Origin of the sequence: Streptomyces sp. NPDC006733 (genome assembly GCF_040636125.1) — a bacterium.
GTDB lineage: Bacteria > Actinomycetota > Actinomycetes > Streptomycetales > Streptomycetaceae > Actinacidiphila.
In genome coordinates this window covers 94,392-119,547 of record NZ_JBEYJD010000026.1, presented here as the reverse complement: position 1 = coordinate 119,547, position 25,156 = coordinate 94,392, and the positions used below count along the sequence as shown (strand labels likewise).

Annotated in this window: 25 protein-coding genes; 11 read left to right on the top strand and 14 right to left on the bottom strand. The window is 72.8% G+C overall.

Annotation, left to right across the window (positions count from 1 at the left end):
- Positions 1-2: 2 nt before the first annotated feature.
- From ABZ721_RS23455 to ABZ721_RS23440, 4 genes are all read right to left on the bottom strand, one after another.
- Entirely contained in the window at positions 3-1,541 is a 1,539-nt protein-coding gene (locus ABZ721_RS23455) for a HEAT repeat domain-containing protein (protein WP_358790634.1), read from the bottom strand.
- Between the two features lie 122 nt (positions 1,542-1,663).
- Positions 1,664-2,695 (bottom strand): endonuclease/exonuclease/phosphatase family protein, encoded by a 1,032-nt coding sequence (locus tag ABZ721_RS23450; protein ID WP_358790633.1) that lies wholly within the window; start codon positions 2,693-2,695, stop codon positions 1,664-1,666.
- A 48-nt stretch (positions 2,696-2,743) separates the two neighbouring features.
- Positions 2,744-3,643, bottom strand: coding sequence for a bifunctional helix-turn-helix transcriptional regulator/GNAT family N-acetyltransferase (locus ABZ721_RS23445; protein WP_358790632.1), 900 nt, complete (start codon positions 3,641-3,643; stop codon positions 2,744-2,746).
- A 60-nt stretch (positions 3,644-3,703) separates the two neighbouring features.
- Positions 3,704-4,537 carry an alpha/beta hydrolase gene (locus ABZ721_RS23440; RefSeq protein WP_358790631.1) on the bottom strand — a complete coding sequence of 278 codons (834 nt, stop codon included), beginning with the start codon at positions 4,535-4,537 and terminating at the stop codon, positions 3,704-3,706.
- A gap of 220 nt (positions 4,538-4,757) precedes the next feature.
- On the opposite strand from ABZ721_RS23440, the gene ABZ721_RS23435 reads away from it, so the two are divergent.
- The 5 genes from ABZ721_RS23435 (at position 4,758) to ABZ721_RS23415 (ending at position 8,536) form a co-directional block, all read left to right on the top strand.
- Entirely contained in the window at positions 4,758-5,318 is a 561-nt protein-coding gene (locus ABZ721_RS23435) for a dihydrofolate reductase family protein (RefSeq protein ID WP_358790630.1), read from the top strand.
- A gap of 84 nt (positions 5,319-5,402) precedes the next feature.
- Complete coding sequence (locus ABZ721_RS23430; RefSeq protein ID WP_358790629.1) at positions 5,403-5,576, top strand: CsbD family protein; 174 nt, start codon at positions 5,403-5,405, stop codon at positions 5,574-5,576.
- A gap of 116 nt (positions 5,577-5,692) precedes the next feature.
- Complete coding sequence (locus tag ABZ721_RS23425) at positions 5,693-6,208, top strand: helix-turn-helix transcriptional regulator (protein ID WP_358790628.1); 516 nt, start codon at positions 5,693-5,695, stop codon at positions 6,206-6,208.
- A gap of 93 nt (positions 6,209-6,301) precedes the next feature.
- On the top strand, positions 6,302-7,543 hold the full coding sequence (locus tag ABZ721_RS23420; RefSeq protein WP_358790627.1) for a DUF2306 domain-containing protein: 1,242 nt from the start codon (positions 6,302-6,304) through the stop codon (positions 7,541-7,543).
- Positions 7,544-7,555: 12 nt separating this feature from the next.
- The gene (locus ABZ721_RS23415; RefSeq protein WP_358790626.1) at positions 7,556-8,536 is read left to right on the top strand and encodes a hypothetical protein; all 981 of its coding nucleotides are present in this window, start codon (positions 7,556-7,558) and stop codon (positions 8,534-8,536) included.
- On the opposite strand, the gene ABZ721_RS23410 is transcribed toward ABZ721_RS23415, so the two are convergent.
- From ABZ721_RS23410 to ABZ721_RS23385, 6 genes are all read right to left on the bottom strand, one after another.
- Positions 8,505-8,828: a MerR family transcriptional regulator gene (locus ABZ721_RS23410; RefSeq protein ID WP_358790625.1), complete on the bottom strand. Its 324-nt coding sequence runs from the start codon at positions 8,826-8,828 to the stop codon at positions 8,505-8,507. The genes ABZ721_RS23415 and ABZ721_RS23410 overlap by 32 nt on opposite strands.
- Before the next feature lie 404 nt (positions 8,829-9,232).
- Complete coding sequence (locus tag ABZ721_RS23405; protein ID WP_358790624.1) at positions 9,233-9,574, bottom strand: STAS domain-containing protein; 342 nt, start codon at positions 9,572-9,574, stop codon at positions 9,233-9,235.
- Entirely contained in the window at positions 9,571-10,890 is a 1,320-nt protein-coding gene (locus ABZ721_RS23400; RefSeq protein ID WP_358790623.1) for a SpoIIE family protein phosphatase, read from the bottom strand. Before ABZ721_RS23400 ends, ABZ721_RS23405 begins: the two co-directional genes overlap by 4 nt.
- On the bottom strand, positions 10,890-11,699 hold the full coding sequence (locus ABZ721_RS23395) for an alpha/beta hydrolase (protein ID WP_358790622.1): 810 nt from the start codon (positions 11,697-11,699) through the stop codon (positions 10,890-10,892). The genes ABZ721_RS23400 and ABZ721_RS23395 overlap by 1 nt, the downstream gene beginning before the upstream one ends.
- 336 nt (positions 11,700-12,035) lie before the next feature.
- Positions 12,036-12,386: a PRC-barrel domain-containing protein gene (locus ABZ721_RS23390; RefSeq protein WP_358790621.1), complete on the bottom strand. Its 351-nt coding sequence runs from the start codon at positions 12,384-12,386 to the stop codon at positions 12,036-12,038.
- A gap of 112 nt (positions 12,387-12,498) precedes the next feature.
- Positions 12,499-13,422 (bottom strand): aminoglycoside 3'-phosphotransferase/choline kinase family protein, encoded by a 924-nt coding sequence (locus ABZ721_RS23385; RefSeq protein WP_358790620.1) that lies wholly within the window; start codon positions 13,420-13,422, stop codon positions 12,499-12,501.
- Positions 13,423-13,621: 199 nt separating this feature from the next.
- Here ABZ721_RS23385 and ABZ721_RS23380 point away from each other — a divergent pair, with 199 nt between their 5' ends.
- The 6 genes from ABZ721_RS23380 (at position 13,622) to ABZ721_RS23355 (ending at position 18,773) form a co-directional block, all read left to right on the top strand.
- Positions 13,622-14,908, top strand: coding sequence for a serine/threonine-protein kinase (locus tag ABZ721_RS23380; protein ID WP_358790619.1), 1,287 nt, complete (start codon positions 13,622-13,624; stop codon positions 14,906-14,908).
- A gap of 137 nt (positions 14,909-15,045) precedes the next feature.
- Complete coding sequence (locus ABZ721_RS23375) at positions 15,046-15,585, top strand: type 1 glutamine amidotransferase domain-containing protein (protein WP_358790654.1); 540 nt, start codon at positions 15,046-15,048, stop codon at positions 15,583-15,585.
- Between the two features lie 107 nt (positions 15,586-15,692).
- The gene (locus ABZ721_RS23370; protein WP_358790618.1) at positions 15,693-16,805 is read left to right on the top strand and encodes a thiamine pyrophosphate-binding protein; all 1,113 of its coding nucleotides are present in this window, start codon (positions 15,693-15,695) and stop codon (positions 16,803-16,805) included.
- On the top strand, positions 16,802-17,329 hold the full coding sequence (locus ABZ721_RS23365) for a DUF6328 family protein (protein ID WP_358790617.1): 528 nt from the start codon (positions 16,802-16,804) through the stop codon (positions 17,327-17,329). The genes ABZ721_RS23370 and ABZ721_RS23365 overlap by 4 nt, the downstream gene beginning before the upstream one ends.
- A gap of 50 nt (positions 17,330-17,379) precedes the next feature.
- The gene (locus ABZ721_RS23360; protein ID WP_358790616.1) at positions 17,380-18,345 is read left to right on the top strand and encodes an LLM class F420-dependent oxidoreductase; all 966 of its coding nucleotides are present in this window, start codon (positions 17,380-17,382) and stop codon (positions 18,343-18,345) included.
- A gap of 164 nt (positions 18,346-18,509) precedes the next feature.
- Positions 18,510-18,773: a WhiB family transcriptional regulator gene (locus ABZ721_RS23355; protein WP_358790615.1), complete on the top strand. Its 264-nt coding sequence runs from the start codon at positions 18,510-18,512 to the stop codon at positions 18,771-18,773.
- Positions 18,774-18,786: 13 nt separating this feature from the next.
- Here the strand turns inward: ABZ721_RS23355 and ABZ721_RS23350 are convergent, their stop codons facing one another.
- From ABZ721_RS23350 to ABZ721_RS23335, 4 genes are all read right to left on the bottom strand, one after another.
- Positions 18,787-19,950, bottom strand: coding sequence for an FAD-dependent monooxygenase (locus tag ABZ721_RS23350; RefSeq protein WP_358790614.1), 1,164 nt, complete (start codon positions 19,948-19,950; stop codon positions 18,787-18,789).
- A 187-nt stretch (positions 19,951-20,137) separates the two neighbouring features.
- Positions 20,138-21,049 (bottom strand): DUF5829 family protein, encoded by a 912-nt coding sequence (locus ABZ721_RS23345; protein ID WP_358790653.1) that lies wholly within the window; start codon positions 21,047-21,049, stop codon positions 20,138-20,140.
- A 173-nt stretch (positions 21,050-21,222) separates the two neighbouring features.
- Entirely contained in the window at positions 21,223-24,042 is a 2,820-nt protein-coding gene (locus tag ABZ721_RS23340; RefSeq protein WP_358790613.1) for a hypothetical protein, read from the bottom strand.
- A complete protein-coding gene (locus ABZ721_RS23335; protein WP_358790612.1) occupies positions 24,039-25,151 on the bottom strand; it encodes an AAA family ATPase in 1,113 nt (370 codons plus the stop codon). The genes ABZ721_RS23340 and ABZ721_RS23335 overlap by 4 nt, the downstream gene beginning before the upstream one ends.
- Positions 25,152-25,156: the final 5 nt, after the last annotated feature.

Below are 25,156 nucleotides of genomic sequence, written 5' to 3'. Positions count from 1 at the left end.
CCTCAGCGGGTCCCGGGCCGGTCGAGCAGCGACCGGATCGGCCTGAGGTCCCAGTCGTCAAGGACGGTGGCGGCGGCGGGCAGGAGCGCGAGGAACACCTGTCGCCGGCCGTCCGTGGGGCGGGCGTAGCGGGTCGACGCCGACCTGCCCCACGCCTGGATGTCGCACCGGGCTGCGGCGGCCAGCTCCGGGTCGGCGTCGTGGAGCAGCCGCAGGTCGATCTCGAGCCGCTCCCACGTGCCGGTGGCCCGGATGATCCGGGCCGCCTGTGCCCGAAGCGGCGCCGGGCGCCCGGGCGCGAGCAGATCCTCCAGGCGCCGCCGCGGGACGCTGCTTGCCGCCGCCTCCACCAGGGGGCCCGCGGCCCGCAGGACTCTGGAGGCCGGATCGCGCTCCATCACGGTCAGCAGTTCCGCGGTGGTCACCGCGGGGGGCCGCATCGTGCCGAGTGCCTGGAGAACGGCGGCGCGGACCGCCGGACGCCGGTGGGTCAGGTGCGGGCGCAACAGATCGGCGGCGTCGGCGGGACCGGCGTCGCCGCATTCCGCCAGTCCGGCGATCGCACCGGGTGTGATCTCGGCACCCGGGCGGGCGAGGCGGGCCCGGCAGACAGCCGCAGGGTCCTGACCGTGGCTGCGCAGGACCCAGCGCGCGATCTCCCGCACCTGCCGGGAACGGTCCGCGGTGAATGGTTCCGCCAGGTCGGGGCGCCGGGCCCGCCGCAGCACGGTGACCGTGACGGCCCGCACCGCCGACGCCCGTGAGGCCAGCAGGCGGCGGAGCACCGCCTCGGCCCCGGGGGTGACCGGAGCAGCCGCTCCGGGCGGAACGAGGGACCCGAGGAGGTGTTCGGCCGCCGAGCGCGCCACCACGGCATCGGGGTCCCGGGTGGCGAGCCTCAGCAACCGCGGTGTGTCGCAGCGGTCGAGGGCGATGGCCGCGCTCAGCGCGCGCCGCCGGATCCGGTGGTCGGGGTCCGTGAACAGTCGCTGCCACAGTTCGGGTGGTGCCTCGGTGAGGTGGTCGGCGACGAGGCGCACGGCGTCCTCGCCGCGCTGTCGTTCCTCGCACGACCACGCCATCGCCGCCGCGCGGGCGAGCTCCGCGGGGCCGGAGTGCGCCAGCACCTGGACCAGCGCCGCCCGGGCGGTGGCCCGCACCGGCTCCGCCCAGTCCGAGCAGCGCACCACCAGCAGCGGGAGCAGGGGGTGCTCCCCGAGCGGAAGGGCCTCAGCCGCGAGGGCCCGTTGGCGGGTCCGGCCGTCGGCGGCGCAGACCGCCAGAGCCCATTCCCATCCCGGATGCAGCCCCTGCGGCGCCTCGGGCGAGGTGGCGTCGAGCCGCAACCGACCGACGTGGCGCGCGTGTTCGTCGAAGGCACTCCACCAGCGCGGCCCTGTCGTGGACAGCTCGGGGCTCCCGGCCAGTTCGTTCAGCGCCCGGGTCAGTTCGGCGCCGTCGTGCCGGGAGAGGTACCGGGGCAGGTCGAGCAGGAGCAGCACCGCCGTTGTTCGCGGGGTGCTTGCGGTGGGGGCGGTCATGGCAGTCTCCTCGCGCCGGGGCGCCGGCAGTCGGCGACGCGGTGGGCGAGCCCGACCCTATCCGGCTCCATAACGGCCTCACCAGCGGTTTTGTACCGGCCTCCGGTGGGCCTGCCCGGGGGTCAGGGGGTGAAGGTGATGCCGGCGGTGACGGGGAGGTGGTCGCTGGCCGTGGCGGGGAGGGCGCGGATGGCGGTGATGGCTGCCGAGCGGGTCAGGATCTGGTCGATGCGCGAGACGGGGAAGGCCGCGGGCCAGCTGAAGGCCAGGTCGCGCGGTGGCAGGGTCAGGTGCGCGGTGATCGGGGCGAGTCCGCGGTCGTCCACTGTCGCGTTGAGGTCGCCCAGCAGGATCACCCGGTCCGTCGTCTCGGCGGCGAGGGCCGCGCCCAGCAGGCCGGCGCTCTCGTTGCGGAAGGCGCAGTCGAAGCCGGTCGGACGGACCCGGACCGATGGCAGGTGGGCGACGTAGACGGCGATCTCGCCCCACGGCGTCCGTGCGCCCGCCCGCAGGCCCCGGCTCCACTCCTCGGTGATCCCCCGGGGCTTGATGTCCACCGGCCGGGCGTCCGTGAGCGGGTACTTGGACCAGAGTCCGACGGTGCCCCGCACCGCGTGGTACGCGTAGGCGCCCGCCAGTGCCGCCTCGAAGCGCGGCAGCGCGGAGGGCGTCAGCTCCTCCAGGGCGATGAGTTGCGGCCCGGCGTCCACCAGCGCTCGCGCGGTGCCGGCGGGATCGGCGTTCTCATCACTCACGTTGTGCTGCAGCACCGTCAGGTCGGGCGCACCGGGATCGCGGGGCAGGAGCACCCCGCCGAACAGCTGCGTCCAGACCGCGGTCGGCAGCAGGAGGACCGCCAGTGCGGTGGCCGAGCGGCGCAGCAGGGCGAGCAGGAGGATGACCGGGACGGCCAGGCCGAGCCAGGGCAGGAAGGCCTCCACCAGGCTGCCCGGGTGGCCGACGGAGTCGGGGACGGCGGAGTGGAAGGCCAGCAGGCCGGCCGTCGAGACGGCGACTGCCGCCAGGACCCGTCCCCGGGCCCATGTCGACCGCCCCTGGGCGTCCTTGCCCCATCGCCACCGCCCGGGGCGTCGCAGCCACCGCACGGGCAGCACGGATTCGGGCACCACCATGTCGTCGGCCCGCTCCACCATGTCCCGCCCCCGGCGAAGACGTCCGCTCCCCGTCCGGCGACCCTACCGTCACTCCGGTCGGGCCGCGGTGATCCGCTTCTCGAACCAGTGGTCCGCGTAGGGCTCCGTGTTGAAGGCGGGGATCTCCTCGAAACCGCAGGAGTGGTAGAGGCTGATCGCGGCGCTGAGCACCTTGTTGGTGTCCAGGCGCAGAACGTCGCGGCCGTGCTCGACGGCCCGCGCCTCCAGTTCGGTCAGGAACCGGCGGCCGAGGCCGAGTCTGCGGGCCTTGGGGGCCACCCACATGCGCTTGATCTCGGCGGGGGCGTCGGACGGCAGCTTCAGGCCCGCGCAGCCGACGGGCTCGCCGTGCAGCCGGGCGACCAGGAACAGGCCGCGCGGCGGCTGGAGTTCGCTCGGATCGGGCAGCAGGCTGCGCGCCGGGTCGAAGCCCGTGGCGAGGCGTTCCTCCAGTTCGGCGAAGAAGGAGCGCAGGCAGAATTGGGCGTCGGGGTGGTCCGGGTCGACGACGGTCACCGTGACGGTCGCGGCGGTCAGCAACCGGTCGACCTCGGCCATGGCGGCGACCAGCCGGGCCCGCTGCGCGGTGTTGAGGGGCTGGAGCAGCGAGCCGGCCAGTTCGTCGCTGCGGGAGTCGAGCAGCGCGCGTTCCGTGCGGCCCGCCTCGGTGGGCCGCACGGTCCGCACCCGCCTGTCGTCGGCCTGCGGCTCCACGCTGACCAGGCCGTCCGCCTCCAGCGAGCGCAGCAGCCGGCTGACGTAACCTGAGTCGAGCCCGAGGCGTTCCCGCAGCCTGCGGACGTCCTGTCCCTGCTCGCCGATCTCCCAGAGCAGCCGCGCCTCGCCGATGGGCCGGTCGCGTCCCAAATAGCGGTCGTGCAGCACGCCTACGCGCTCGGTGACGGTGCGGTTGAACCGCCGCACGTCCCGGATCTGTTCCTCATCCATTCTCTGACTTTAGTCAGGTATATCGCGCGGAAGCAAGCTCTCACGGACCCGGCGAGCAGCTCAGCCGCCGTTCAGCACCTCGCGCAGCCGGATCTCGAACGCGTCGGGATCCTCCGCGAACCCGACGTGGCCGCCGGGGAACATCGTCGGCTCGACGCCGAGCGCCGAGGCCAGCGCGAGCGAGGTGCGCTCGCACAACTGGCCGCCCGACTCCTTGCCCAGGCCGACGAGGACCCGCGCCGGCGCCGAACGCAGCACGGCGATGTCCGGGCGCCACCGGGTGGTCGGGCGCAGCATGTGCAGGAACTGGAAGTGGTCGTCCGCGATCCGCTGCGGCTCCCAGTCACCGCCGAACATCTGCTCGAACATGCCGTCGGGCAGCTCGATGCCGGCCAGCGACATGAACGTGCGCCACGCACCGGTCACGTCACCGGACCGGTAGGTGGCGATCATGTCCTCGGTCCGCGCCCGGATCTCCTCCCGGTCGTCGAGCAGCTCGTTCAGCGGCGGCTCGTGGGCGATGACGGTGCTGACGAGATCGGGGCGGGCCTGGACGAGCGCGAGCGCGCTGACCGCCCCGCCGCTGGAGCCGAGGACCGCGGCCGGTCCCGCGTCGAGGTGGAGCAGGAGCCGGGCGAGGTCGTCCGCCCGCAGCTCCACGGTCGCGTCCTCGCCGGGGTCGTCGACCGGGCTGCGGTTGATGCCCCGCGGGTCGGTGGTCAGCACCGTGTGGTCGGTCGCGAGCCGGTCCGCGAGCGGGGCGAACGCCGCGGCGTCCATCGGCGCGCCGACCAGCAGCACCAGCGGGCCGTACCCCCGCACCTCGTAGTGCAGACGGGCGTCCGGGACCCGGAGGGTCGAGGTGGTGGCGGGAGCGGGTGACGTCGGGTTCATGCGGGTCCTCCTGGTGGACGGTGCACGGGGCCATCGCGTGCAGGTGCTGAAAGGGAGACTCCGCCGCGACGGCGAACTCATCGCTCGACCGACTCCTGGACCCCGATTCCTCGACCCGGTTCCTCGACCGCGCAGGACGGCCGGCGGAGCGCCCACCGATGAGTTCCGGCCGCCGCAGCAGTCCTGAGAGGGGAACGACGACACTCGCAGGAGAGGCGACATGCGCACACTCGCGATCACTCAGAACATCACCGTCGACGGCTCGATCGAGATGCTCACCGATTGGTTCGACCCCCAGGGGCAGGGCCGGCTGGACATGACCGACGTCCTGGAGGAGAGCCACCGGCAGGACAGCCGGGCCGACGCCCTGCTCCTGGGCCGGCGGACCTTCGAGGATTTCCGCCGCTACTGGCCGGGGCTGACCGCCGACACCACCGGCATCTCCGCCTACCTCGACCGGGTGCGGAAGTACGTCGTGTCCGCCTCGCTCACCGATCCGCGGTGGGAGAACTCCACCGTACTGGCGGGCGACGCGGTCAAGGAGGTGGCCGCGCTCAAGGCGCAGGAGGGCAAGGACATCGTGCTCACCGGCAGCATCAGCCTCGCGCACGCGCTGATCGGGGCGGGCCTCGTCGACGAGTACCGGCTCTTCGTCTACCCGACGGTCCAGGGCCGCGGCCGCCGGCTGTTCCCCGAGGGTTACGAGGCCCCCCGGCTGAGGCTCCTGGAGTCGAGGGCCTTCCGCGGCGGGATCACCCTGCAGCGCTACGCCCCCGCCTGAAGGGGAGTGCGATGCGGTGGGCATCGACGCGGACGGCCGGGGTAGGCGGGTGAGTGCAACGACCGCAGTTACCTTGGAGGAAACATGGGCACCGACGACAAGGCCGCCAACACCGCGGACAAGGCCAAGGGCAAGATCAAGGAAGCCGCGGGCAAGGCTGTCGGCAACGAGCGTCTCGAGGCCGAGGGCAGGGCCGAGCAGGCCAAGAGCGACGCCAAGCAGGCCGGCGAGCACATCAAGGACGCCTTCAAGCACTGAGCGCAGCGCCGCACGTCCCGGGGCCGCAGCCGTTCACGGCTGCGGCCCCGCGCGTTGCCGTCCCGGCCCGGCCGCGGGCGTGCCGGGCCCGCCGACTGCCGCGATACGGTCGGGACATGGCTGATGTGCGGTTGACTCCCCCTTCGTTCCTGGTGCTCGGCATCATCGACCAGCTGGGCGAGGCCAGCCCGTACGACGTGAAGGTCGAGGCGGCTCGCACCGTGGCCCCGTTCTGGTCGATGCCCCACGCGCAGGTCTACGCGCAGTGCGACCGCCTGCTGGCGGCGGGCCTGCTGTCGGAGGTGCGGGACACCAACGCGCGCAACCGCCGGGCGATGAAGGTGACGGAGGCCGGCAAGGCCGCGCTCGCGGAGTGGCTCGCCGACCCGGCCTTCGTGCCGGTCGAGGCACGCGAACGCGCCATTCTCAAACTGTGGTTCGGCGCCGAACCGGGTGTCATCGCCCCGGTACAGATCACCGAGCACCACCGCACCCTCGCGGAGTACGAGGAACTCCAGGAGAGCGTCGGCGACTTGCTCACGCGCGGGCAGCGCGAGGCCCTGGAGTTCGGGCTGCGCTACGAGCGCATGATGGTCGACTTCTGGCAGTGGGTGGATCAGCGCCGATCGTGACGACGGGGAGGTTGACCCCGGCGGCGGATCACCCCTACCTTGCCGATAGTCCAGAAAGGACTATCGAGGGTCGCGATCGTCGAGGGAGCCGCCGTGCAGCGTCCGAGGAGCATCCCCTGGTCCCGGGTGGCCACGATCACCCTCGTGGTCGTCTGCGTGGGCTACGCGCCGATCGCCATGACCGGGCTGTGGCCGTACGCGCACCCGGGTGCCCCGGCGCTCGGTGAGTGGGTGCTGGCCCGCGCCGTGTCCGGGCGCTACGCCGCCGACGCGGTCGCGACCAGGGTCGGGCCCTACGGCCGCGCCCTGCTGCCGATGATCATCCACTCCGTCCTGGGCGGCGCGCTGATGCTGCTCGGGCCGGTCCAGTTCCTCACGGCCGTCCGGCGGCGCACCCGGCTGCACCGCGCCACCGGCGTGGTGTTCGCGGTGACGGTGTACGTCTCGATGACGGGCGCGGCGATCTACCTGGTCCGTACGGCACCGGCCGACGCGTTCAGCGGGGCCGCGTTCTGGATCGACCTCACCACCATCCTGATCGGCACGGTGATGAGCGTGACGTTCGGGATCTTCGCCGCCGTCGGCGGGTTCCCCGACCTGCACCAGCGGTGGATGCTGCTGTGCTACGGCTACCTCCTGACCGCGCCGCTGCTGCGCCTGGAGTGGGGAGCGCTCCCCCGGCTCTTCCCGGGTCTGTCCATGGAGGAGATCAACCGGGTGGCGATCATGCACCTCGGCTCCGTCGTGGTGTTCGGCGCGCTGGTCGCCTCCCGCGCGATGGACCGGCGCAGGTCCGTGACCGGGGTCCGCGGGACCTGGGTGCCGACGCCGGTGCTGGTGGCGGCACACCTGGCCGGCGCGGCGGGCATGGCCTGGATCGTCCGGTCCTATCTGGGCTGGGGCGCGAACGGGCACCGCCTCCTGGCGGCGTACCTGGTGCCGTACTGCGCGGCGTACGCCGTGATGTTCGCGCGCCAGCGCACGGCGGGACGCGGCGGCCGGAGCTGGGCGCGCGAGGAGTGGCGGCTGCACTGGGCCGGCCTGTGCCTGGCCCCCGCGTTCTCCGTCGCCGCGGCGCTGCCCCTGGAGCGCTACCTCGGCCTCGACAGCCTGACCGCCCTGTCGGCGGGCGTCGGCATCGGCTGCGGCGTGCTGGCCTTCGCGGCGACCGTCGTGGTCAGCCTGCGCGTGATGTACGGCCGCGAGCTGGTCAAGCGGCAGGGTCCGGCCACCGCGCCCAGCGCGCACCGGATCCCGGCGCCGGCCGCGCCGACCGCGTCGGTCACCCCGCACACCGCACCGCACGCCGTGCGCAGTGCCCGAGAGACGATCTGAGACGGAGCGCAGATGCCCGAGGCCATGGACCCGTCCGCACCCGCGGAGCCCACCGTCGCACCCGCGGAAGTCGGCGTCGCACCCGCCGAGCCCGCCGTCGCACCGGCGCAGGACGCCGGCGGACGGGCGCTCACGCCGGCCGTTCCGATGCTGGCCGTCGCCGTGGCAATCGTCAGCCTCCTGGTCGGCGCGCTCATGGCCGCGGTGAGCGTCGCCGGCCACGTCTTCGGGGCCTGGAGGTCACCCGAGGCGCTGACCCCCGGACTGATCGGCGCGGCGATGCTCGGCGTCTCGCCCGGACTGCTGGTGATCGGCCGGGCCCGCGTCTGGGAGGAGGTCCGCACGCTCGCCCTCCCGCTGGCCGTCGTGCTCGTCGGGCTGCTCGCCGTGAGCCTGGGCAACGGCGGCAACCTGCAGGTGGCCGAGGGCGGCTCGGTGGTCCTCGTCCTGTTCAGCCTCGGCTGGATCGCCGTCCTCGGCGTCCTCGCCACCGCCGCGGTCATCTGCGTCGGATGGCAGTACACGAAGCCGGCCCGGCCGCTCGCGGCGCGGATCGCGCCGCTGCCGGGCTGGTCGAAGCCGCTGCTGGCGGTCCTCGGCTCGTCCTGGCTGGGGATCGGGGCGGGCCTGGTCGCCAGGCCGCGCTTCTGGGCCGACTTCGTCCCGTGGACGGTCAACCGGTCGGACGCGCAGGCCCTCGGCGTCTGGGCCCTCGCGCTCGGCGTCGGCGTCCTCGGCGCGCTGGCCGAGGACGACCTGCACCGGCTCCGGCCCGCACTCCTCGCCGTCCCCGGCATCGCCCTCGCCGCGGCGGTCGTCCTGGGCGCCCACGCGTCGGACGTCGACTGGACGTCCGGCCCCGGCCTCTCCCTGACCGTCATGATCGTCGGCCTGCTGGTGACGGGCGCGACCGGAGCCCGGCTGCTGTCCCGCGGCCCCGCCGCACTCGCGGCGGCAGGGCTCAGGGGGAGCGTCGGCGCAGTTCCTCGTTGAGCGCGAGCGCCTCTTCGAGCTGGTCCTCCAGCGCCACGATGCGGCACGCCGTCTCGATCGTGGTGCCCTGGTCGACGAGCTCGCGGGCGCGGGCGGCGATGCGCAACTGGTAGCGGGAGTAGCGGCGGTGGCCGCCCTCGGAGCGCAGCGGGGTGATCAACCGCGCCTCACCGATCGCGCGCAGGAACGCGGCATTGGTGCCGATCATCTCGGCGGCCCGGCCCATGGTGTAAGCGGGGTAGTCCTCGTCGTCGAACCGGTCCGCAGGGGTCGCGGGGGTCTGCTCACTCATCACGCCTCTTCGTGTCTGACGGTCATACGGCCTCCAAGGAAACGCATGGAGGGGCCCCGGGAGCCGTCTCGGCTTCCGGGGCCCCAAAGGGCGGTTCAACACCATCGGCGGCTACCGGCGCGCAAGCACCGGTCCTGCCGTGTCCGCACGGCCGCGCCGGGGGAACGCGGAGTGCGGGGATCGTGAATGCCTGACCGGGGACCACCTTCCAATCCGGGGCCTTGCGAGTACCCGCGCGATACCGTCGCGCGAGCGATCCTGATGGCGTCGCTCCGAACCTTCCTGCTCGAATCCGGCCAGCGGTCTCTGCTGACCTTTGGCTACTACAGGAACAGTACCCAGCCTGAGAATCGAATGTCTACTGCACGCAAGACAGATTTCCCCGTGCAGGAAAACCAGGCAATTCACCCCTCGCCGGTGCCCGCCCCGGCTCCGGGCCGGATGTCGAAGATCTGGTCCAGGCCCAGGAGCCGCAGGATGCGGACGGTGGCCGCGGGGACCTCCGCCAGCGTGATGTCGGCGCCCTGTTCCTGGACCTGGTTGCGGGCGGCGATGAGCGCGGTGATGCCGCTGGAGTCGCAGAAGGTCAGACCGCGCAGATCCACGACCAGCACGTCACCCCGGTGGAGGGCGACGAGGCCCACAGCGCTGCGGAACCGGCCGGCGCTGGCGTGGTCGAGATCACCGGCCACTGCCAGGTCCGCGCCCGTCGGTGTGCTGCGGGTGACGAGGTTCAGGTCCGTCATGGCGCGGTGCCCCTGGGGGTTGCGGTGGCGGGTACGCCGAGGGCGAGCAGGGCGGTGTCGTCGTCCAGACCGTCCCCGAAGCCCTGCAGCAGTCCGGTCAGGGCGGTGATGGTCTGCTGGGCGCCGGCCGGTGCCAGGTCGCCGGCGAAGGCGTGCAGGGCGTCCTCGCTGTAGCGGGGGCCGTCGGCGGTCCGCGCCTCGGTCAGGCCGTCGGTGTAGAGCAGCAGCGTGTCGCCCGGATACAGGACGGCGGTGGTCCGGGTGAAGTTCGGGCGCGGCATGATGCCGACGAGCATGCCGCCGGGCGTGGGCAGGCAGTGCGCGCTGCCGTCGGCGCGCAGCAGCAGTGCCGGCGGGTGGCCGCCGCTGGCCAGCGTGACGTGGAGCGCGCCCTCGTGCGAGGTGAGGGTGCCCGCGATGGTGGTGCAGTAGCGGGGATCGTCCCCGGGGTAGCCCGCGAGCATCGCCGCGTTCAGGGTGCCCAGGGCCTGGGCGGGATCGTCGGCGTGCAGCGACGCGGCACGCAGCGTGTAGCGGATCAGCGAGGTGACCGCGGCCGCCTCGGGGCCCTTGCCGCAGACATCGCCGAGGAAGAACCCCCACCGGCCGTCGCCGAGCGCGAACAGGTCGTAGAAGTCGCCGCCGAGCTCGTCGGCGGAGGCCGTGTGGTAGTACGCGGCGGCCTCCACTCCCGGCACCTGCGGCAGGGCCGGGGGCAGGAGGCTGTTCTGCAGGATGGCCAGCACCTGGTGCAGTCGCGCCCGCTCGGCCTCGGCGACCCGGTGGGCCTCTTCGGCCTCCCTGCGGGCGCGCAGCAGCTCCTGCTCGTAGGCGCGGCGGTCGCGGGCGTCGAACAGCGTGGTGCGGATCAGCAGCGGCTCCCCGTCCGTACCGGTCTTGACCACCGAGGTGACCAGGACCGGCAGCCGGCTGCCGTCGGACGCCTTGAGCTCCAGCGCGATCCCGGAGACCTTGTTCTGCATGGCGAGCAGGGGCGCGAAGTGCGTCTCGTGGTAGAGCTTGCCGCCCACCGTCAACAGGTCCGAGAAGCGGCGGCGGCCCACCAGCTCGGCGCGGGTGTAGCCGAGCCAATCCAGCAGTGTCGTGTTCACCTTGGCGATCCGGCCGTCCAGCAGCGTCGACAGGTATCCGCACGGGGCGTTGTCGTAGAGGTCCTCGATGCTGTCCTCCAGCAGCGCGGAGAACTCCGCGTGCTCCGCGTGCTCCGCGTCGCCGCGCGCGGCGCCCGCCCTCCGGTGCTTGTCCGGGTCCTGTCTGCGGTACGAGCCGTCGGACGCGTCGTCCGTCTCGCACATCACCGGGCGGCGCCGACGAAGTCCGCGATCTCCCGGGCGGTGGCGTCGGGGGCGCTGAGCTGCGGGCAGTGCCCGGTCGCGGCCAGCGTCACCAGCCGGCTGCCGGGGATGGCGGCGTGCACGAACGCGCCGACCTCGCGGGGGGCGATGACGTCCTGCGCGCACTCCAGCACCAGCGTGGGCATGCGGACGGACGCCAGCTCGGCGCGGGAGTCGGACAGGAACGTGGTGCGGGCGAAGACCGCGGCCATGCCCGGGTCGGTGGCGCAGAAGCTGTTGGTCAGCTCCTGCCCGAGCTCGGGCCGGTCCGGGTTGCCCATGATGACCGGCGCCATCGCCGCCGACCAGCCCAGGTAGTTGCTGTCCAGCGACTCCAGCAGCTCATCGATGTCGTCGGCGCTGAATCCCCCGACGTAGCCCGACCCCGGGTCGTCGATGTAGCAGGGCGAGGGCGTCACCATGACCAGCTTGGCGAAGCGCCGCGGCTCGCGGGCCACCGCGCGCACCCCGATCATCGAGCTGACCGAGTGCCCCACGAACGCCACCTCGGACAGGTCCAGCTCGTCGCAGATGTTCAGGACGTCGCTCGCGTAGCCGTCCAGGGAGGCGTAGCGCTGCTCGTCCCAGGCCGACAGGTCCGAGCGCCCCGAGCCGACGTAGTCGAACATCACCACCCGGAACCGCTCGGCCAGCACCGGCACCACCAGACGCCACATGTTCTGGTCGCACCCGAAACCGTGCGCCAGCATGACCACCGGTCCGTCCGGCGGCCCCGTGACCGTGACGTTGTTCCTACCGACCGCGTCCATGCCGAACATCCTTTCACGGGTGGTCGCACCGGCAACCGGCACGTGAGACGCGGCGCAACGAGCCGGGTCGGCCGCCTACCGGTCCGCCTGCCGGTCCGCCGACCCGCGCCGCGGACGCCGCCACCGCGTGCTGCGCGGTGCGGCGGTGCCGCGTGGGCGGACGCGGTTGCTCCGGACGGGTGACCCCGGAGGGACGCCCTGCTCCCCGGGGCGCTGTGCGCGGTCGCCCCGCTCGACCGGAGGTGAGGACGCCTCCGTCCCGCCGGCAGCGAGCGCGACGGGACGGAGGCGGGGGCGGGGGCCGGCGCCGGGCGCTGGCCGGCGGCGCAGGGCCGTTCAGGGGCGCTCGGCCCCGTAGTAGACCTCGACCTGCTCGTGGTAACCCGAGTCACCGGTGTGCTTGTCCTTGTCGAACTCCGGAGCGTTCTTGATCTCGTCCTTGTCGCGGGCGACGTATATCTTGCGCTCCGCGACGTCGATGGCCTGGATCGTCCCGGCCGGGAGCAGGACGTGCTTGCCGAAGATCCACATTCCGGTGTCGACGACGATGTAGGCGGCGCTCACCTCGTCGGAGTGCTTGTCGACCTTGCCGATGCTGCCGTTGGTCGCCTCGACCGTGAATCCGGTCAGGTCCGTGCCGGTCTGGTGGCCTGCGGTTGCCAGGTATCCCCACATGCTGTCGGTCACAAGGACCCCTTCCGTCGTGGTGCGGTGGCGTGAGGTCCCCTGCCGATCGGTTCGGCGGGCCGCCCTCGGACGGCGCCTGCCCGGCGGTCCGGCGGCGCACACGCATTCGCCGTCAGCCGGTGCCGAACCAGGTTTCGGCCAGCGCGTCCCACGTGTCCTCGGGCGGGGCCGGCAGCTCCCGGAAGTACCAGGGCAGGTTGCTGTAGACGTGCAGGAGCGTGTACGCCATCAGCACGCGGGGCGGAAAGGTGCGGCCGTAGGCCGCGGCGATCCGGGCGAACAGCCGCGGATCACCGCGGGACACGAACAGGCCGACGGCGACGAACTCGTAGGCGCCGTCGCCGAGCATGGCCGGCTCGAAGTCGAACAGGCCGCTGAGCGTCCATCGGCCGGGGTCCACCAGCAGGTGTTCCCGCATGACCTCGGTGTGCAGCAGCACCCGCTCCGGTTCCGCGGCCAACGGGACCGAGGCGAGGAAGTCCGGTATCCGCTCCAGCCAGGGTTCGGGCAGCTCGCGCTCGCGCTGGCGCGCCACGGTCCCCGCCCGCTGCCGGGCCAGGAACGCGCTCCAGCCCGGCGGCCCGAGCACCGTCCGCAACGGTTCGGCGTCGAGCGCGTGCAGGGCCGCGAGCGCGGCGCCGACCTCACTGGCCAACCGGTCCTGGTCCGCCCCGGGCACCCGTGGCCACGCCGCGGCCAGCCCTTGGCCGGGGAGTTGCGTCATCAGGACGTAGCGCCAGCCGTTCTCGTACGCGCCGGCGGCGTGCACCTCCGGGGTGGCCACGGGCAGCTTGCCGTGGAGGTGTTCCAGGACGTGTGCCTCGGTGCGGCCGTCGTCGGCGGAGACGGTGGGGTACAGCTTGAGCACATGCCGGTCCCCCACCGCGTAGACCGGGACGGAGCCCTCGGGATAGCGCCGCAGGGGCTGCCCGGCGAGGCCCAGACGGCCCGTCAGATGCTCCGCTCCGGGCCGGATGACCGTCTCGTCGCCGACGACGGCGTCCCACTCTTCGTTCGTGTGCACGGGGGGCAGCATGCGCCGGAGATTACTGAGCCGGTGGCGGCCGGCACGAGTGCTTTTCCGCCGGCACGGCAGACCGGCGGGAGAAAACCGATCGAACGATGGCGCGAGCGCCCGCGCCGGATCACACTGATCGCGTACAACCCGCTGTCTGCATAAGCCATTGAGGGCCGGGTAGACGACGGTCCACTGCAGGACGCGCCAGGGAGACCGCATGACCGCCCACCCCAGCCGAACCCTGAATTCCGGCCCCCACGCGGGCGATGTCATCGGCGGCCGCTACCGCCTGGACGAACTGCTGGGAGCGGGCGGCACCGCGGACGTGTTCCAGGGCACCGACCTGCAACTGCCGCGCGAGGTCGCGATCAAGGTCTTCCGGCCCGGGGCCACGGCGGCGACGGCGGACGGGTTCTGCAAGGAGGCGCTGCTCCTGGGGCGGCTCGCGCACCCCTCCCTGGTCCCGGTCTACGACATGGGCCGGCACGAGGGCGGCGCCTATGTGGTGATGCACCTGATCCGCGGGGTGACCCTGCGCGACCGCTTAAGCGATGGCCCCCTCGACGGCGAGCATGTGGCGCGCCTGGGCGTCCGGCTGGCGTCGGCGCTGGCGCACGTGCACGCGGCGGGCATCATCCACCGCGACGTGAAGCCGTCCAACATCCTGATCGGTCCCGACGAGGCCCCCTACCTGGCCGACTTCGGGCTGTCCCGCCTCGTCGACGAGCCCACGCGCGCCGAACCGGGCACGGTCGTCGGCACCATCGCCTACCTCTCCCCCGAGCAGGTCCTCGGACAGCGCTCGGGGCCCGCCAGTGACATCTACGGTCTGGGTCTGGTCCTGCTCGAAGCGCTCAAGGGCGAGCGCGAGTACCAGGGCAATCCTCCCGAGGTCGGAACCGCCCGGCTGCTGCGCCCGCCGGTGATATCCCCGTGCGTGCCGGAACCGCTGGCGTCCGTCATCGAGGCCATGACCGACACCGATCCCGGCGCCCGGCCGGACGCCGCCCGCTGCGTCCAGCTCCTCGAGGACGCGGCCGCCGTGGGCTTCCCCACGGCGGTGGCCGCGGCCGCCGCGCTGCCGGTGGGCGCCACGGCCCTCGGCCGGGCGCGCTTCGACTCCGACGACACCACTCCCCCGGGCGCGGCGGGGCCCTCGCCCCGGCGGCGGCGCGTGCTGGTCGCGGCCGTGGCCGCCGGCGTGCTGCTGGGCGGCGCGGGAGCCGCCCTGTCGATGCTGGACGACCGACCGGAAACCCCCGACGCGGCCGTCCAGCACCCGCTGCCCAGCAGCAGTGCCCCCGCCCAGCCGTCGCCCTCGCGCGGCACCACCGGCGCGCCGCCCACCGCCACGCCCGCGGCTCCGGCGCACACCACGCGGGACGCGCCGACCGCGGCCGTCCAGGGGACCCGAGCCCCGGCCACCGCAGCCGACGCGGGCGGCAGCGGCCACGGAAAAGGCAAGGCCAAGGACAAGTCGCACGGCAAGGCCGGCAAGTCCTAGCCGCCCCGGGCATCGGTGCCGGACATCTCCCGCCCCGAACGGGCCAACAGGCCACCCCCCTGGTTTTGGCATGGGCCGCTCGGGCAGGCGTGACATGGAAAGGCTGTACAAAACGGAAGAAACGGATGTGAGTGAAGATGAAGGTCGCCTTCCTCGTGGCTCCTGAGGGCATCGAACAGGTCGAGCTGACCGAGCCGTGGCAGGCCGTCACCGCCGCCGGCGGCATCGCCCGGCTGATCTCCACCGAAAGCGGGGAGGTCCAGGCGTTCAACCACCTGGACAAGGCCGACACCTTCCCCGTCGACGAGGTCGTCGGCGAGGCGTCGGTCGACGACTTCGACGGGCTGGTCCTGCCCGGCGGCGTCGCCAACCCGGACGCGCTGCGCCTGGACGAAGCGGCCGTGTCGTTCGTCAAGGCCTTCTTCGACGCGGGCAAGCCGGTCGCCGCGATCTGCCACGCCCCCTGGACCCTCATCGAAGCCGGCGTCGTGCACGGGCGCACCCTCACCTCCTGGCCGAGCCTGCGCACCGACCTCACCAACGCGGGCGCCACCTGGGTCGACGAGCAGGTCAAGGTGTGCACCGGCGGACCCAACACGCTGGTCACCAGCCGCAAGCCGGACGACCTCAAGGCCTTCAACGACACGTTCCTGGCGGTGTTCGGCGGTACGGCGTAGCGGAGCGGCGGTCGCGGTGAGGGTTTGCCCCCGGTAGCGCGGGTTACCCGACCACCCTCACCGCCCCCGCCGCACGGAGGCCGACGACGATCCAGGGGAGCCGCTCCATGAGCACGACGGTTTCGGACCACCTGCTCTCCCGGCTGCGGGAGTGGGGAGTCGAGCAGGTCTCCGCCTATCCGGGTGACGGCATCAACGGCCTGCTCGCCGCCTGGGGCCGGGCGGACGACAACCCGCGGTTCATCCAGGCGCGGCACGAGGAGATGGCGGCCTTCCAGGCCGTCGGCCACGCCAAGTTCTCCGGGAAGGTCGGGGTGTACTGCGCCACCTCGGGGCCGGGGGCGATCCACCTGCTCAACGGCCTGTACGACGCGAAACTCGACCACGTCCCGGTGGTGGCCATCGTCGGCCGGACCGACCGCAGCGCCATCGGCGGCTCCTACCAGCAGGAAGTGGACCTGCACTCGCTGTTCAAGGACGTGGCGTCCGACTTCGTCGAGACGGTCACCGTGCCGGAACAGCTCCCCGACGTCCTGGACCGGGCGATCCGCACCGCCTACACGCGCCGCGCGCCCACCGCCGTCATCATCCCGGCCGACGTGCAGGAGCTGGAGTACGCGGCGCCCACGCACGACTTCACGATGGTGCCCTCCAGCCTCGGCGTGAGCGAGTGGTCGGCCATTCCCGCCGCCGGCGCGCTCGCGAAGGCCGCCGACGTGCTGATCGCCCTGGTCGGTGACGGCGCGATGCAGATGAACGGCCTGGCGGAACTGATCACCGCGGCGAAGTACCGCGCCGAGTGGCAGGACCCGCGCCTGGTCGTCGCCGTGTGGAACAACCAGGACCTCAACCAGGTCGGCTGGGAGATGCGCGCCCTGCGCGGCGCCCCGCGGTTCCTGCCCTCGCAGTCCCTGCCGGACGTGCCCTACGCGGAGTTCGCCGCGTCCATCGGCCTGACCGGGATCCGGGTGGAGAAGCCGGAGGACGTCACACCCGCCTGGGACGCCGCTCTGACGGCGAGCGGCCCGGTGGTGGTGGAGTTCCGTACGGATCCGGCCGTGCCGCCGATCCCGCCGCACGCCACCTGGGAGCAGATGGAGGCGACCGCCGCCGCCCTCCTCACAGGGGACAGCGACCGCGCCGGCATGATCAAACAGGGCGTCAAGGCCAAGATCCAGGAGTTCCTCCCCGGCCGTAAGAAGGCAGGCGAACCGGCATGACCGCGCCGGCGGACAACAGGCAGACGCGCAGCGACGAGGATCCGGAGCAGCGCGCCGACCGGCTGTGGCTGGAGCTGCTGCAGGAGGTGCGGGTCGCCGAGACCGGGGTGCAGATCCTGCTGGGGTTCCTGCTGACCGTCGCGTTCACACCGCGCTTCGTCGACCTCTCCGACGTCGACCGGACCATCTACCTCACGACGGTCCTGCTGGGCGCGGCCGCCACCGGCGCGCTCATTGCCCCCGTCTCCCTGCACCGCCTGGTCACCGGCCACCGGCTGAAGCCCGAGGCGGTGGTGTGGGGGTCCCGGTTCACCCTGGTCGGACTGGTGCTGCTGCTCGGCACGGTCGCCTCGGCGCTGCTGCTGATCCTGCGGGTGGCCGCTTCCGCGTCCACGGCGGGGGTGTGGGTGGGCGTGATGGTGGTGTGGTTCGCAGTCTGCTGGTTCCTGCCCGCCCTCTGGTTGCGGCACCGGGACCGCAGCGACACGCCGCCGCGGGAGGAGCGGCCGGGGTCGAACGGGTGACGGCGGGCGGGGGGCGTTAACCGCCGGTCTGGGCGGGAACCCGGAGACACATGGTGAAAATCGGCTACACGATGATGACCGAGCAGGCCGGCCCGGTCGAGCTCGTCGAGCACGTCGTCCGGGCGGAGGAGGTGGGCTTTGACTTCTCCGTCATCTCGGACCACTACTCCCCGTGGCTCGACTCGCAGGGGCACGCCCCCTACGCGTGGAGCGTGCTGGGCGCGGCCGCCCAGGCCACCTCGCGCATCCCGCTGATGACGTACGTGACCTGCCCGACGATGCGCTACCACCCCGCGGTGATCGCCCAGAAGGCCGCGACGATGCAGCTGCTGGCGCAGGGCCGGTTCCGGCTCGGCCTGGGAGCGGGCGAGAACCTCAACGAACACGTCGTCGGCGGCGGCTGGCCGACCGCCGGGGTGCGGCAGGAGATGCTGGCGGAGGCCGTCGGCATCATCCGGTCCCTGTTCGCCGGCGGCTACGTCAACCACCACGGCACGCACTTCGACGTCGAGGGCGCCAAGCTGTGGGACCTGCCCGACCAGCCGCCGCCCATCGGGATCGCCGTCTCCGGCCCCCGCTCGTGCGCCCTGGCGGGCGAACTCGCCGACCTGGTGATCGCCACCGAACCCGAGGCGGAGCTGCTGGAGGCCTTCGACCGCCACGGCGGGGCCGGCAAGCCCCGGGTGGGCCAGCTCCCCGTCTGCTACGACCCCGACCGCGACGCGGCGGTCGAACGCGCCCACGACCAGTTCCGCTGGTTCGGCGGCGGCTGGAAGGTCAACGCGGACCTGCCGGGCACCAGCGGCTTCGCGGGAGCCACCCAGTTCGTCCGGCCCGAGGACGTCGCCGGCGCCATCCCCTGCGGAAACGACGTCACGGCCTTCGTCGACGCGGTCCGCCCCTACGCGGAGGCCGGCTTCACCGAGATCGCCCTGGTCCAGATCGGGGGCGAGCACCAACTGCCCTTCCTGGAGTGGGCCGAGCACACCCTGTTGCCGGCGCTGCGGGAGCTGTGACGCCCTGCCCGGGCGGCCGCGGATCGGGCGCCCGGGCATCTGCCGGCATCCGATGGAGTCCCGCTGTGTGGATCACAGAACTCTGGGCACGCGTGACACACGGCGGCACCGAGCGGGCCCGACCGGCGAGCCCGCCGCCCGCGACACGCATCGGAGGGATTCCCTTGAACTGGCGACACCGTGCGGCCTGTCGTGACGAGGACCCCGAACTGTTCTTCCCCGTCGGCACCACCGGCCCGTCCCTGCTGCAGATCGAGCAGGCGAAGGCGGTGTGCCACCGCTGCCCTGTGCAGGACTCCTGCCTGAGCTGGGCCCTGGAGTCCGGACAGGACGCCGGCGTCTGCGGCGGGATGAGCGAGGACGAGCGGCGGGCGGCGAAGCGCCGTGCGGCCCGGGGCCGCGCCGCGGCCGCGAGAACCACCCACTGACCGGCGGTCCGGTTCAGTACTCCTTCAGCTCCAGGCCGTTGACCGCCTGGCCGACGTCCTGGAGGTCCGCCCCGACCCCGGGCTCCCCCTCGGCGGTACCGGTCTCGGCCGCCATGCGGGCCTGGTTGGTCAGGGCGAGCCGCTGGTTCTCCGCCACGTAGTCGCGCAGCGCGTCCTGGTAGGCGGGGAAGGCGATCCGGTGATCGCCCTGGGCGGCCTTCAACTCGCCCGCCAGCACATACGCGCCGACCAGGGCCATGCTGGTGCCCTGCCCCGACATCGGCGAGCCGCAGTAGCCGGCGTCGCCGACCAGGGCCACGCGCCCGCGCCACCACTGGTCCAGGTGGATCTGACTCATCGAATCGAAGTGGAAGTCCGGTGCGTCCCACATGTACCGCAGGGCCCGGGGAAACTCCCAGCCGACGTCGGCCATGCGGTCGTGGACCAGCTTCTTCTGCGCCTCGATGTCGCGGAAGTCGTACGCGACGGGCTCCGGTGTCTCGAATCCCGCGAAGACCCGGATCTCGGCGTTGCCGCGAGCGGTCATGATCGCGCCGCCGGCGCCGGCGGCCTGGTGCCAGACCTGCCAGCGGTCGAGGTCCAGGTAGTTGGGGGCGGTGAAGACCGACAGGTAGGTGCCGAGGTGGGTGATGTAGTCGGCCTCCGGGCCGAACGCCAGCCGCCGCGTGTTGGAGTGCAGCCCGTCGGCGCCCACCACCAGGTCGAAGGTGCGCGCGGCGGCCTTCTCGAAGGTGACCTGGACGCCGTGCTCGTCCTGGGTGAGCGCGGCGATGGAATCGTCGAACAGGTGGGCGACCCGGCCGGCGGCGCCGCGGGACAGGACCTGGCACAGGTCGTCGCGGAGGATCTCGACGTCCGCGGTGGCGAAGTCGCCGCCGCTGATGGTGCCCTCCGTGCTGCGGTAGAGCTCCACGCCCGCGGCGTCGACCACCGACATGCCCCGCATGTCGGTGGCCAGCTCGCGCAGTTCGTCCAGCACGCCCATCCGCTCGGCGACCACCAGCGCCGGGCCGCGCACGTCGACGGCCTGTCCGCCGGGGCGCAGGCCCGGGGCGCGCTCCACGACGGTGACGTCGAAGCCGTACTCGGTCAGCCAGTAGGCGAGCGCCGGGCCACCGATGCTCGCGCCGGAGATGAGGACGGTGTGGTTCTGCATCGAGTGCTCCCCGCAGGTGCCGCACGGGCCCTTCCCGTGCACTGCCCACAGGCTGCGTGACGGCGCGCACCGCGCGCTGACCGGATGCTGACCGCCCGCCGAACCGCGAAAGGGCCGGGCCGGCCGGGTGGGAGGTCCACTCGGCCGGCCCGGCCGCGGATGCGTGCGGAGGGGCGCCCGGTCCCGGTTACGGCGTGGTGGGGAAGTTCCACACGGCGCGGGGGCCGGGGCCGACCGTCAGCGTCGATCGGCCGATCCGCTCCACGTGCTGGTGGGCGACGGACCGGTTGAGCGACATCGTGATCTGGCGCAGCCCCACCTGGTCCCGCGCGACGGCGTCGAACCGGATCGTGGTGCCGCCGCCCTGGGCGACGACGCCGCCGGGCACGGAGTGGACGCGGAAGCCGCCGGCCGTCAGCAACGGCACCGTGGCGCCGAGGTCCCGTGCGGTGACTCCGATCCGGATGGCGGCCACGTTCCGCATGAGGTGGTTGCGGTAGTCGTCGGACAGGTAGCGCTCCCGGCCGACGTCGCCGGGGTGGCCCGCCGGTTCGGTGTTGCTGCGCGGGTCCGCGAAGTACTCCGGCCGGTACTCCATCCCCCAGGCGCCGAAGGTGTCGTACTGGTCGGTGGTGAAGACGGCGTCGAACCAGGGGACGGGGACGCCGTCGCCGAAGTCCCGCGTCTGCCGGAACTGGATCGGATCGGGCGTTCCCTGGTCCCGCAACCGCTGGAGCACCGTGGCCAGGTCGCCGGCCTCCTCGACCGAGACCCCCATCCCGGCGGAGCCGAAGGCGGCGTCCTGACCGGGCAGATCGCCGACCCCGAACAGTTCGAGATAGGTCTGCCGGCCCATCAGGTACCGCCCGGTCCAGGTCTGCCCACCGGAGCCCGTCGTGGTGCGGACCTGGAAGTTGGCGAAGTCCCGCAGATAGGCGGAGTGCTCGATGGCGTCGGCGGTCTCCCGGTCGAGCACGCCGTAGGCGTGGTTGAAGAACAGCAATTCCCGCTCGGACGGTGGCGGGCCCTGACCGGCCCACGCCGTCCCGACACTTCCCTGGACCACTCCGGTGAGGACCACCGCGAGGACCATGCACATGCGCAGCATTCGACGAAGCAGCATGCCGGAGATGGTAGGACGCGAACGGCTTCCCCGGCGGTCGGTTCGACCACACACGAAGCGTGGTCACGGGGCTTGACACGGCGGCCCGGTCGATGGTCGTGCCGGCGGGCAGCGTCCGCGAGGCGGGCCGCGCCGCACGGGCCCGCCGCTCACCGGCCTTCCGTGCCCGCCAGCACCGCCTCCAGGGCCTGCGCCGTGTCCGGATGCAGCGCGACCAGGGCCGCTCCGCGCGGCTCGGGGGCGGCGGTCCGCCACGGCTCGTCGCAGCCCAGCAGGTGCGCGACCGCGTCGCACGTCGCGGGATGGGCGGCGAGCAGCGCGCAGCCGCGACCACCCTCCGCGGGCCGCGACGACGGCACGGCCCGCGCTCCCGTCGGCGTCCGCCAGGGCGGCACCCACGCGTCCAGCGCCGCCAGCCGGCCGGGAAAGACCTTCCCCGCCTCGCGGATCAGCAGCGGGGCCAGTTCGGCGCCGCCTGCCCGCAGCGTGGTGATCAGGGTCGGCAGCCACGGCAGGAGCACGGGGTCGGGCAGCCGGCCGAACGCGTTCGACACCGCCTCCACGACGAAGTCCGTCAGACCCGGAACGGGCTCCAGGGCCTGCACGAACCCGCTGAGGTACCGCGGATAGGCGGGTACCACCATCGGGTTGTCCAGCAGCTCGTCGCACCGCGCCCGGAGGTCCGCACGGCTCAGGTGGCCGAGCTGTACCTGCGCCGCCCACAGCAGCGCCGTCCTGGCCGGGTCCCGCGGATGCGACTGGGCGACGGCCAGCTCCAGCTGGGTCCGGTCGCAGCCCAGGGACAGCGCCAGTCCCTCCATGCTGAACAGGAACCCCAGCATCGCCGCCACCTGGCGGACCGAGGCGTCGTCGTCGGTGAACGCCGTCGGCAGCAGGGTGCAGTAGTGCGCGTACCCGGCCTTGACGAAGGACTCGATCCACGCGGGCAGCACCGGCTCGCTGGTGCGGTAATAGGCCAGCAGCCGCCGGACCCGGCGCAGCACCTCCGGCGCTCCGTCCGCGGTGCGCTCGGCCGACAGCAGCTCCAGGGCGCGGGTGCCCAGCTCGTCGGCGATCCGGCGGCTCCGCAGGTACAGCGTGGCGTCCTCGACGGTCTCCAGGGCGGTCGCCGCGGTCGCCTGCGCCCCGTACGCCGTCCGGCGCAGCCGCTGCTCCAGGACCTGTTCGATGCTGACGCCCTCGTAGCCGAGCTCGATGAGCGCCCGCTGGTGGGTGCCCAGCGCCACGTCCCAGGATTCCTGGAGCGGTCGCTCCCCCAGTTTCCGCTCACCCATGATCGGCCGCGCGGCGCCGTGCGGCATCAGCCGGCGCAGCATCCACAGCACGTCCGAGCACGGCTCCAGCTCGGGCCGGGACACGACGTCCAGCAGGGCGCGCCGCACGCCGCGCTGCTGCAGTTCGAGGTCCAGGGGGGCGAGCCGGTCGTGCACGTCACGGGCGAGCGGCGGCAGCGCGTCGTAGCCGACCTGCCCGATCCGGTCGCCGCCCATCATGATCTCCACGAGGCGGCGCACGTCCCGCCGCCCCGGCACGGAGTCCTTCTCGATGCAGGTGACGGCAGCGTCCTGGAAGTCGTACGGCGTCGGCCGGGTCCGGTCGCGCATACCGGCGAGCAGGATCGACGTCTCGAACACCGCGATGGCGTCGGCGGTGGAGGCGAGATAGCCGTTGCGGCGCGCGGCGCGCACGATCTCCACCGACCAGCCGAGCAGTTCCGCCTCGTCCAGCCGGTCCAGCACGGGCGGCTGCCGCAGGAAGCCCGTCAGCCGGTCCCCGGGCGGCACCACCGGCACGGGGGCCGCCGCCGCGCTCTTCTTCGCCTTCGACTTCGCCCCCGCCTGTCCCTCCAGGCGGAACGGCTGCACGCGGGTGCGCCGCACGTTCTTCGCCCAGACCGTCGCCGCGATCGACACCGAACCGGCGGCCAGGCCGAACTGTGCCTCGATCGCCGCGTGGCTGGACGGGATCAGGCCGTGCAGCCACTTGGTGGCGGTGCGCGGAGTGATGGCGAAGGTGTCGGTGCCCTGGACGCCGAACTCCGCGACCCGGCTGGCCGCGTGGAAGGCGCCGCAGACGTAGAGGCAGTCCGCGGGATCGGTACCGGTCGCGGCCAGGTGCTCGCGCATCCTGGTCCACATGAACCGTTCGCGGTCCTCGTCCACCCGCACCCGCGCGGCGTCGCCCGGCGCCAGGCGCCGGAAGAGGCTGCCGATCAGGAGCATGACCTGGCGGTAGGTGTCGTGGTCACTGTCGCCGAGGGGCAGTTCGACGTACTGGTGCCACCACTCCGACCAGTGCCGCACCCGCCCGTTGCGCAGCAGGTGCTCCTCCAGCTCGGCGAAGCGGGGCCGCAGGTCCCCGATCTCGACGCCGACCGCGTCGCCGTGCAGGACGGCCTCCTCCTCGGCGGGCGGCGCGTCCGGCGCTCCGGCGGCGGGAGACGGCTCGTCGCCCGGATCGGCGCCGCGGGTGTCCCACTGGAAGACGTGGTCGGAGGAGCGGTCGACGAGGACGAGCTCGACGCCCGGGGTGTCCAGCGCGTAGGCGATCGCCTGGTACTCGGCCGAGGCCTCGGTGATCGGTGCGACCACCGACAGCGGGGACCAGTCGGCCGGGAACCCGTCGATCTCGGTCGCGAACGACTGGACCGCCACCGGGAGCCTGCAGTTGCGCAGTTCGGTCAGGAGCGGCGCCATGTCCTCGCACAGCTCCAGGTACACGACCTTGGGCTGCTTGTCGCGCAGGCGGCGGGCCATCGCGATGGCGGAGGCGGGCGAGTGGTGGCAGACGGGGAAGATCTCCAGCGGTTCGCGCACGGCCCGGTCGACGTCGTCGACGATGCCCAGAAGGATGCCCTCCAGGGCCCCGGGCCCGTCGGCGAACGTCGCGGCCGTCTCCTGCAGCTGCGTGCGCAGCGCCTCGAACGTCCCCTCGTGCGGACCGCTCATGACAGGGTGGCGATCGCGTCGCGGCCGCCCTCGAGGAACTCGGGCCAGGAGCCGCCCTCCTGCTTGCTGCGCGGCTCGACGACACCGTGCAGGTACTTGTTGAGGATCGCCAGGTCCTCCGGTTCCCGCCGGGCCAGCGACCCGACGAGCGAGGTGGCCAGCGTGTGCGCGGTCAGAGCGCGCTCGCCGAAGAAGTTGCTGTGCAGGATCGCGTCCTCCAGTACACCGATCTGCTCGGCGGTCGACAGCGCGGACTCCAGCTTCTCGTCGTCGCTGCCGGCGGCCGCCGCCGAGGCCCGCAGGTCGGCGAAGCTCTGCAGCAGCACGTCCAGCAGCGTCGGCGGCACGTCCAACTCGAGCTGGTGGCGGTGCAGCAGTTCCTCGGTGCGGAAGCGGACGATCTCCGCCTCGCTCTTCCGGTTCGTCATCACCGGGACGCGGACGAAGTTGAAGCGGCGCTTGAGCGCCGAGGACAGGTCGTTGACCCCGCGGTCGCGGCTGTTGGCGGTGGCGATGATCGAGAAACCGGGCTTGGCGAAGACGATGTTTTCACTGTCGAGTTCGGGAACCGAGATGTACTTCTCCGACAGGATCGAGATCAGCGCGTCCTGGACATCGCTGGTGGAGCGGGTGAGCTCCTCGAAGCGGCCGATCGACCCCGTCTCCATCGCGGTCATGATCGGTGACGGGATCATCGACTGCCGCGACTGGCCCTTGGCGATGACCATGGACACGTTCCACGAGTACTTGATGTGGTCCTCGGTGGTGCCGGCCGTGCCCTGCACCACCAGGGTGGAGTTGCGGCAGATGGCGGTGGCCAGCAGCTCGGCCAGCCAGCTCTTGCCGGTGCCGGGGTCCCCGATGAGCAGCAGCCCGCGGTCGGAGGCGAGGGTGACGATGGAGCGCTCGACGAAGCTGCGGTCGCCGAACCACTTCTGCGTGATCTCCCGGTCCAGGTTGTCGGAGCGCTCGGAGCCCAGGATGAACAGCCGGACCATCTTCGGGGAGAGCCGCCAGGAGAACGGCTTGGGGTTGTCGTCGATCGACTCCAGCCAGTCCAGCTCCTCGGCGTACTTGATCTCGGCGGGGGCGCGCAACAGGTCGGGCATGTGAG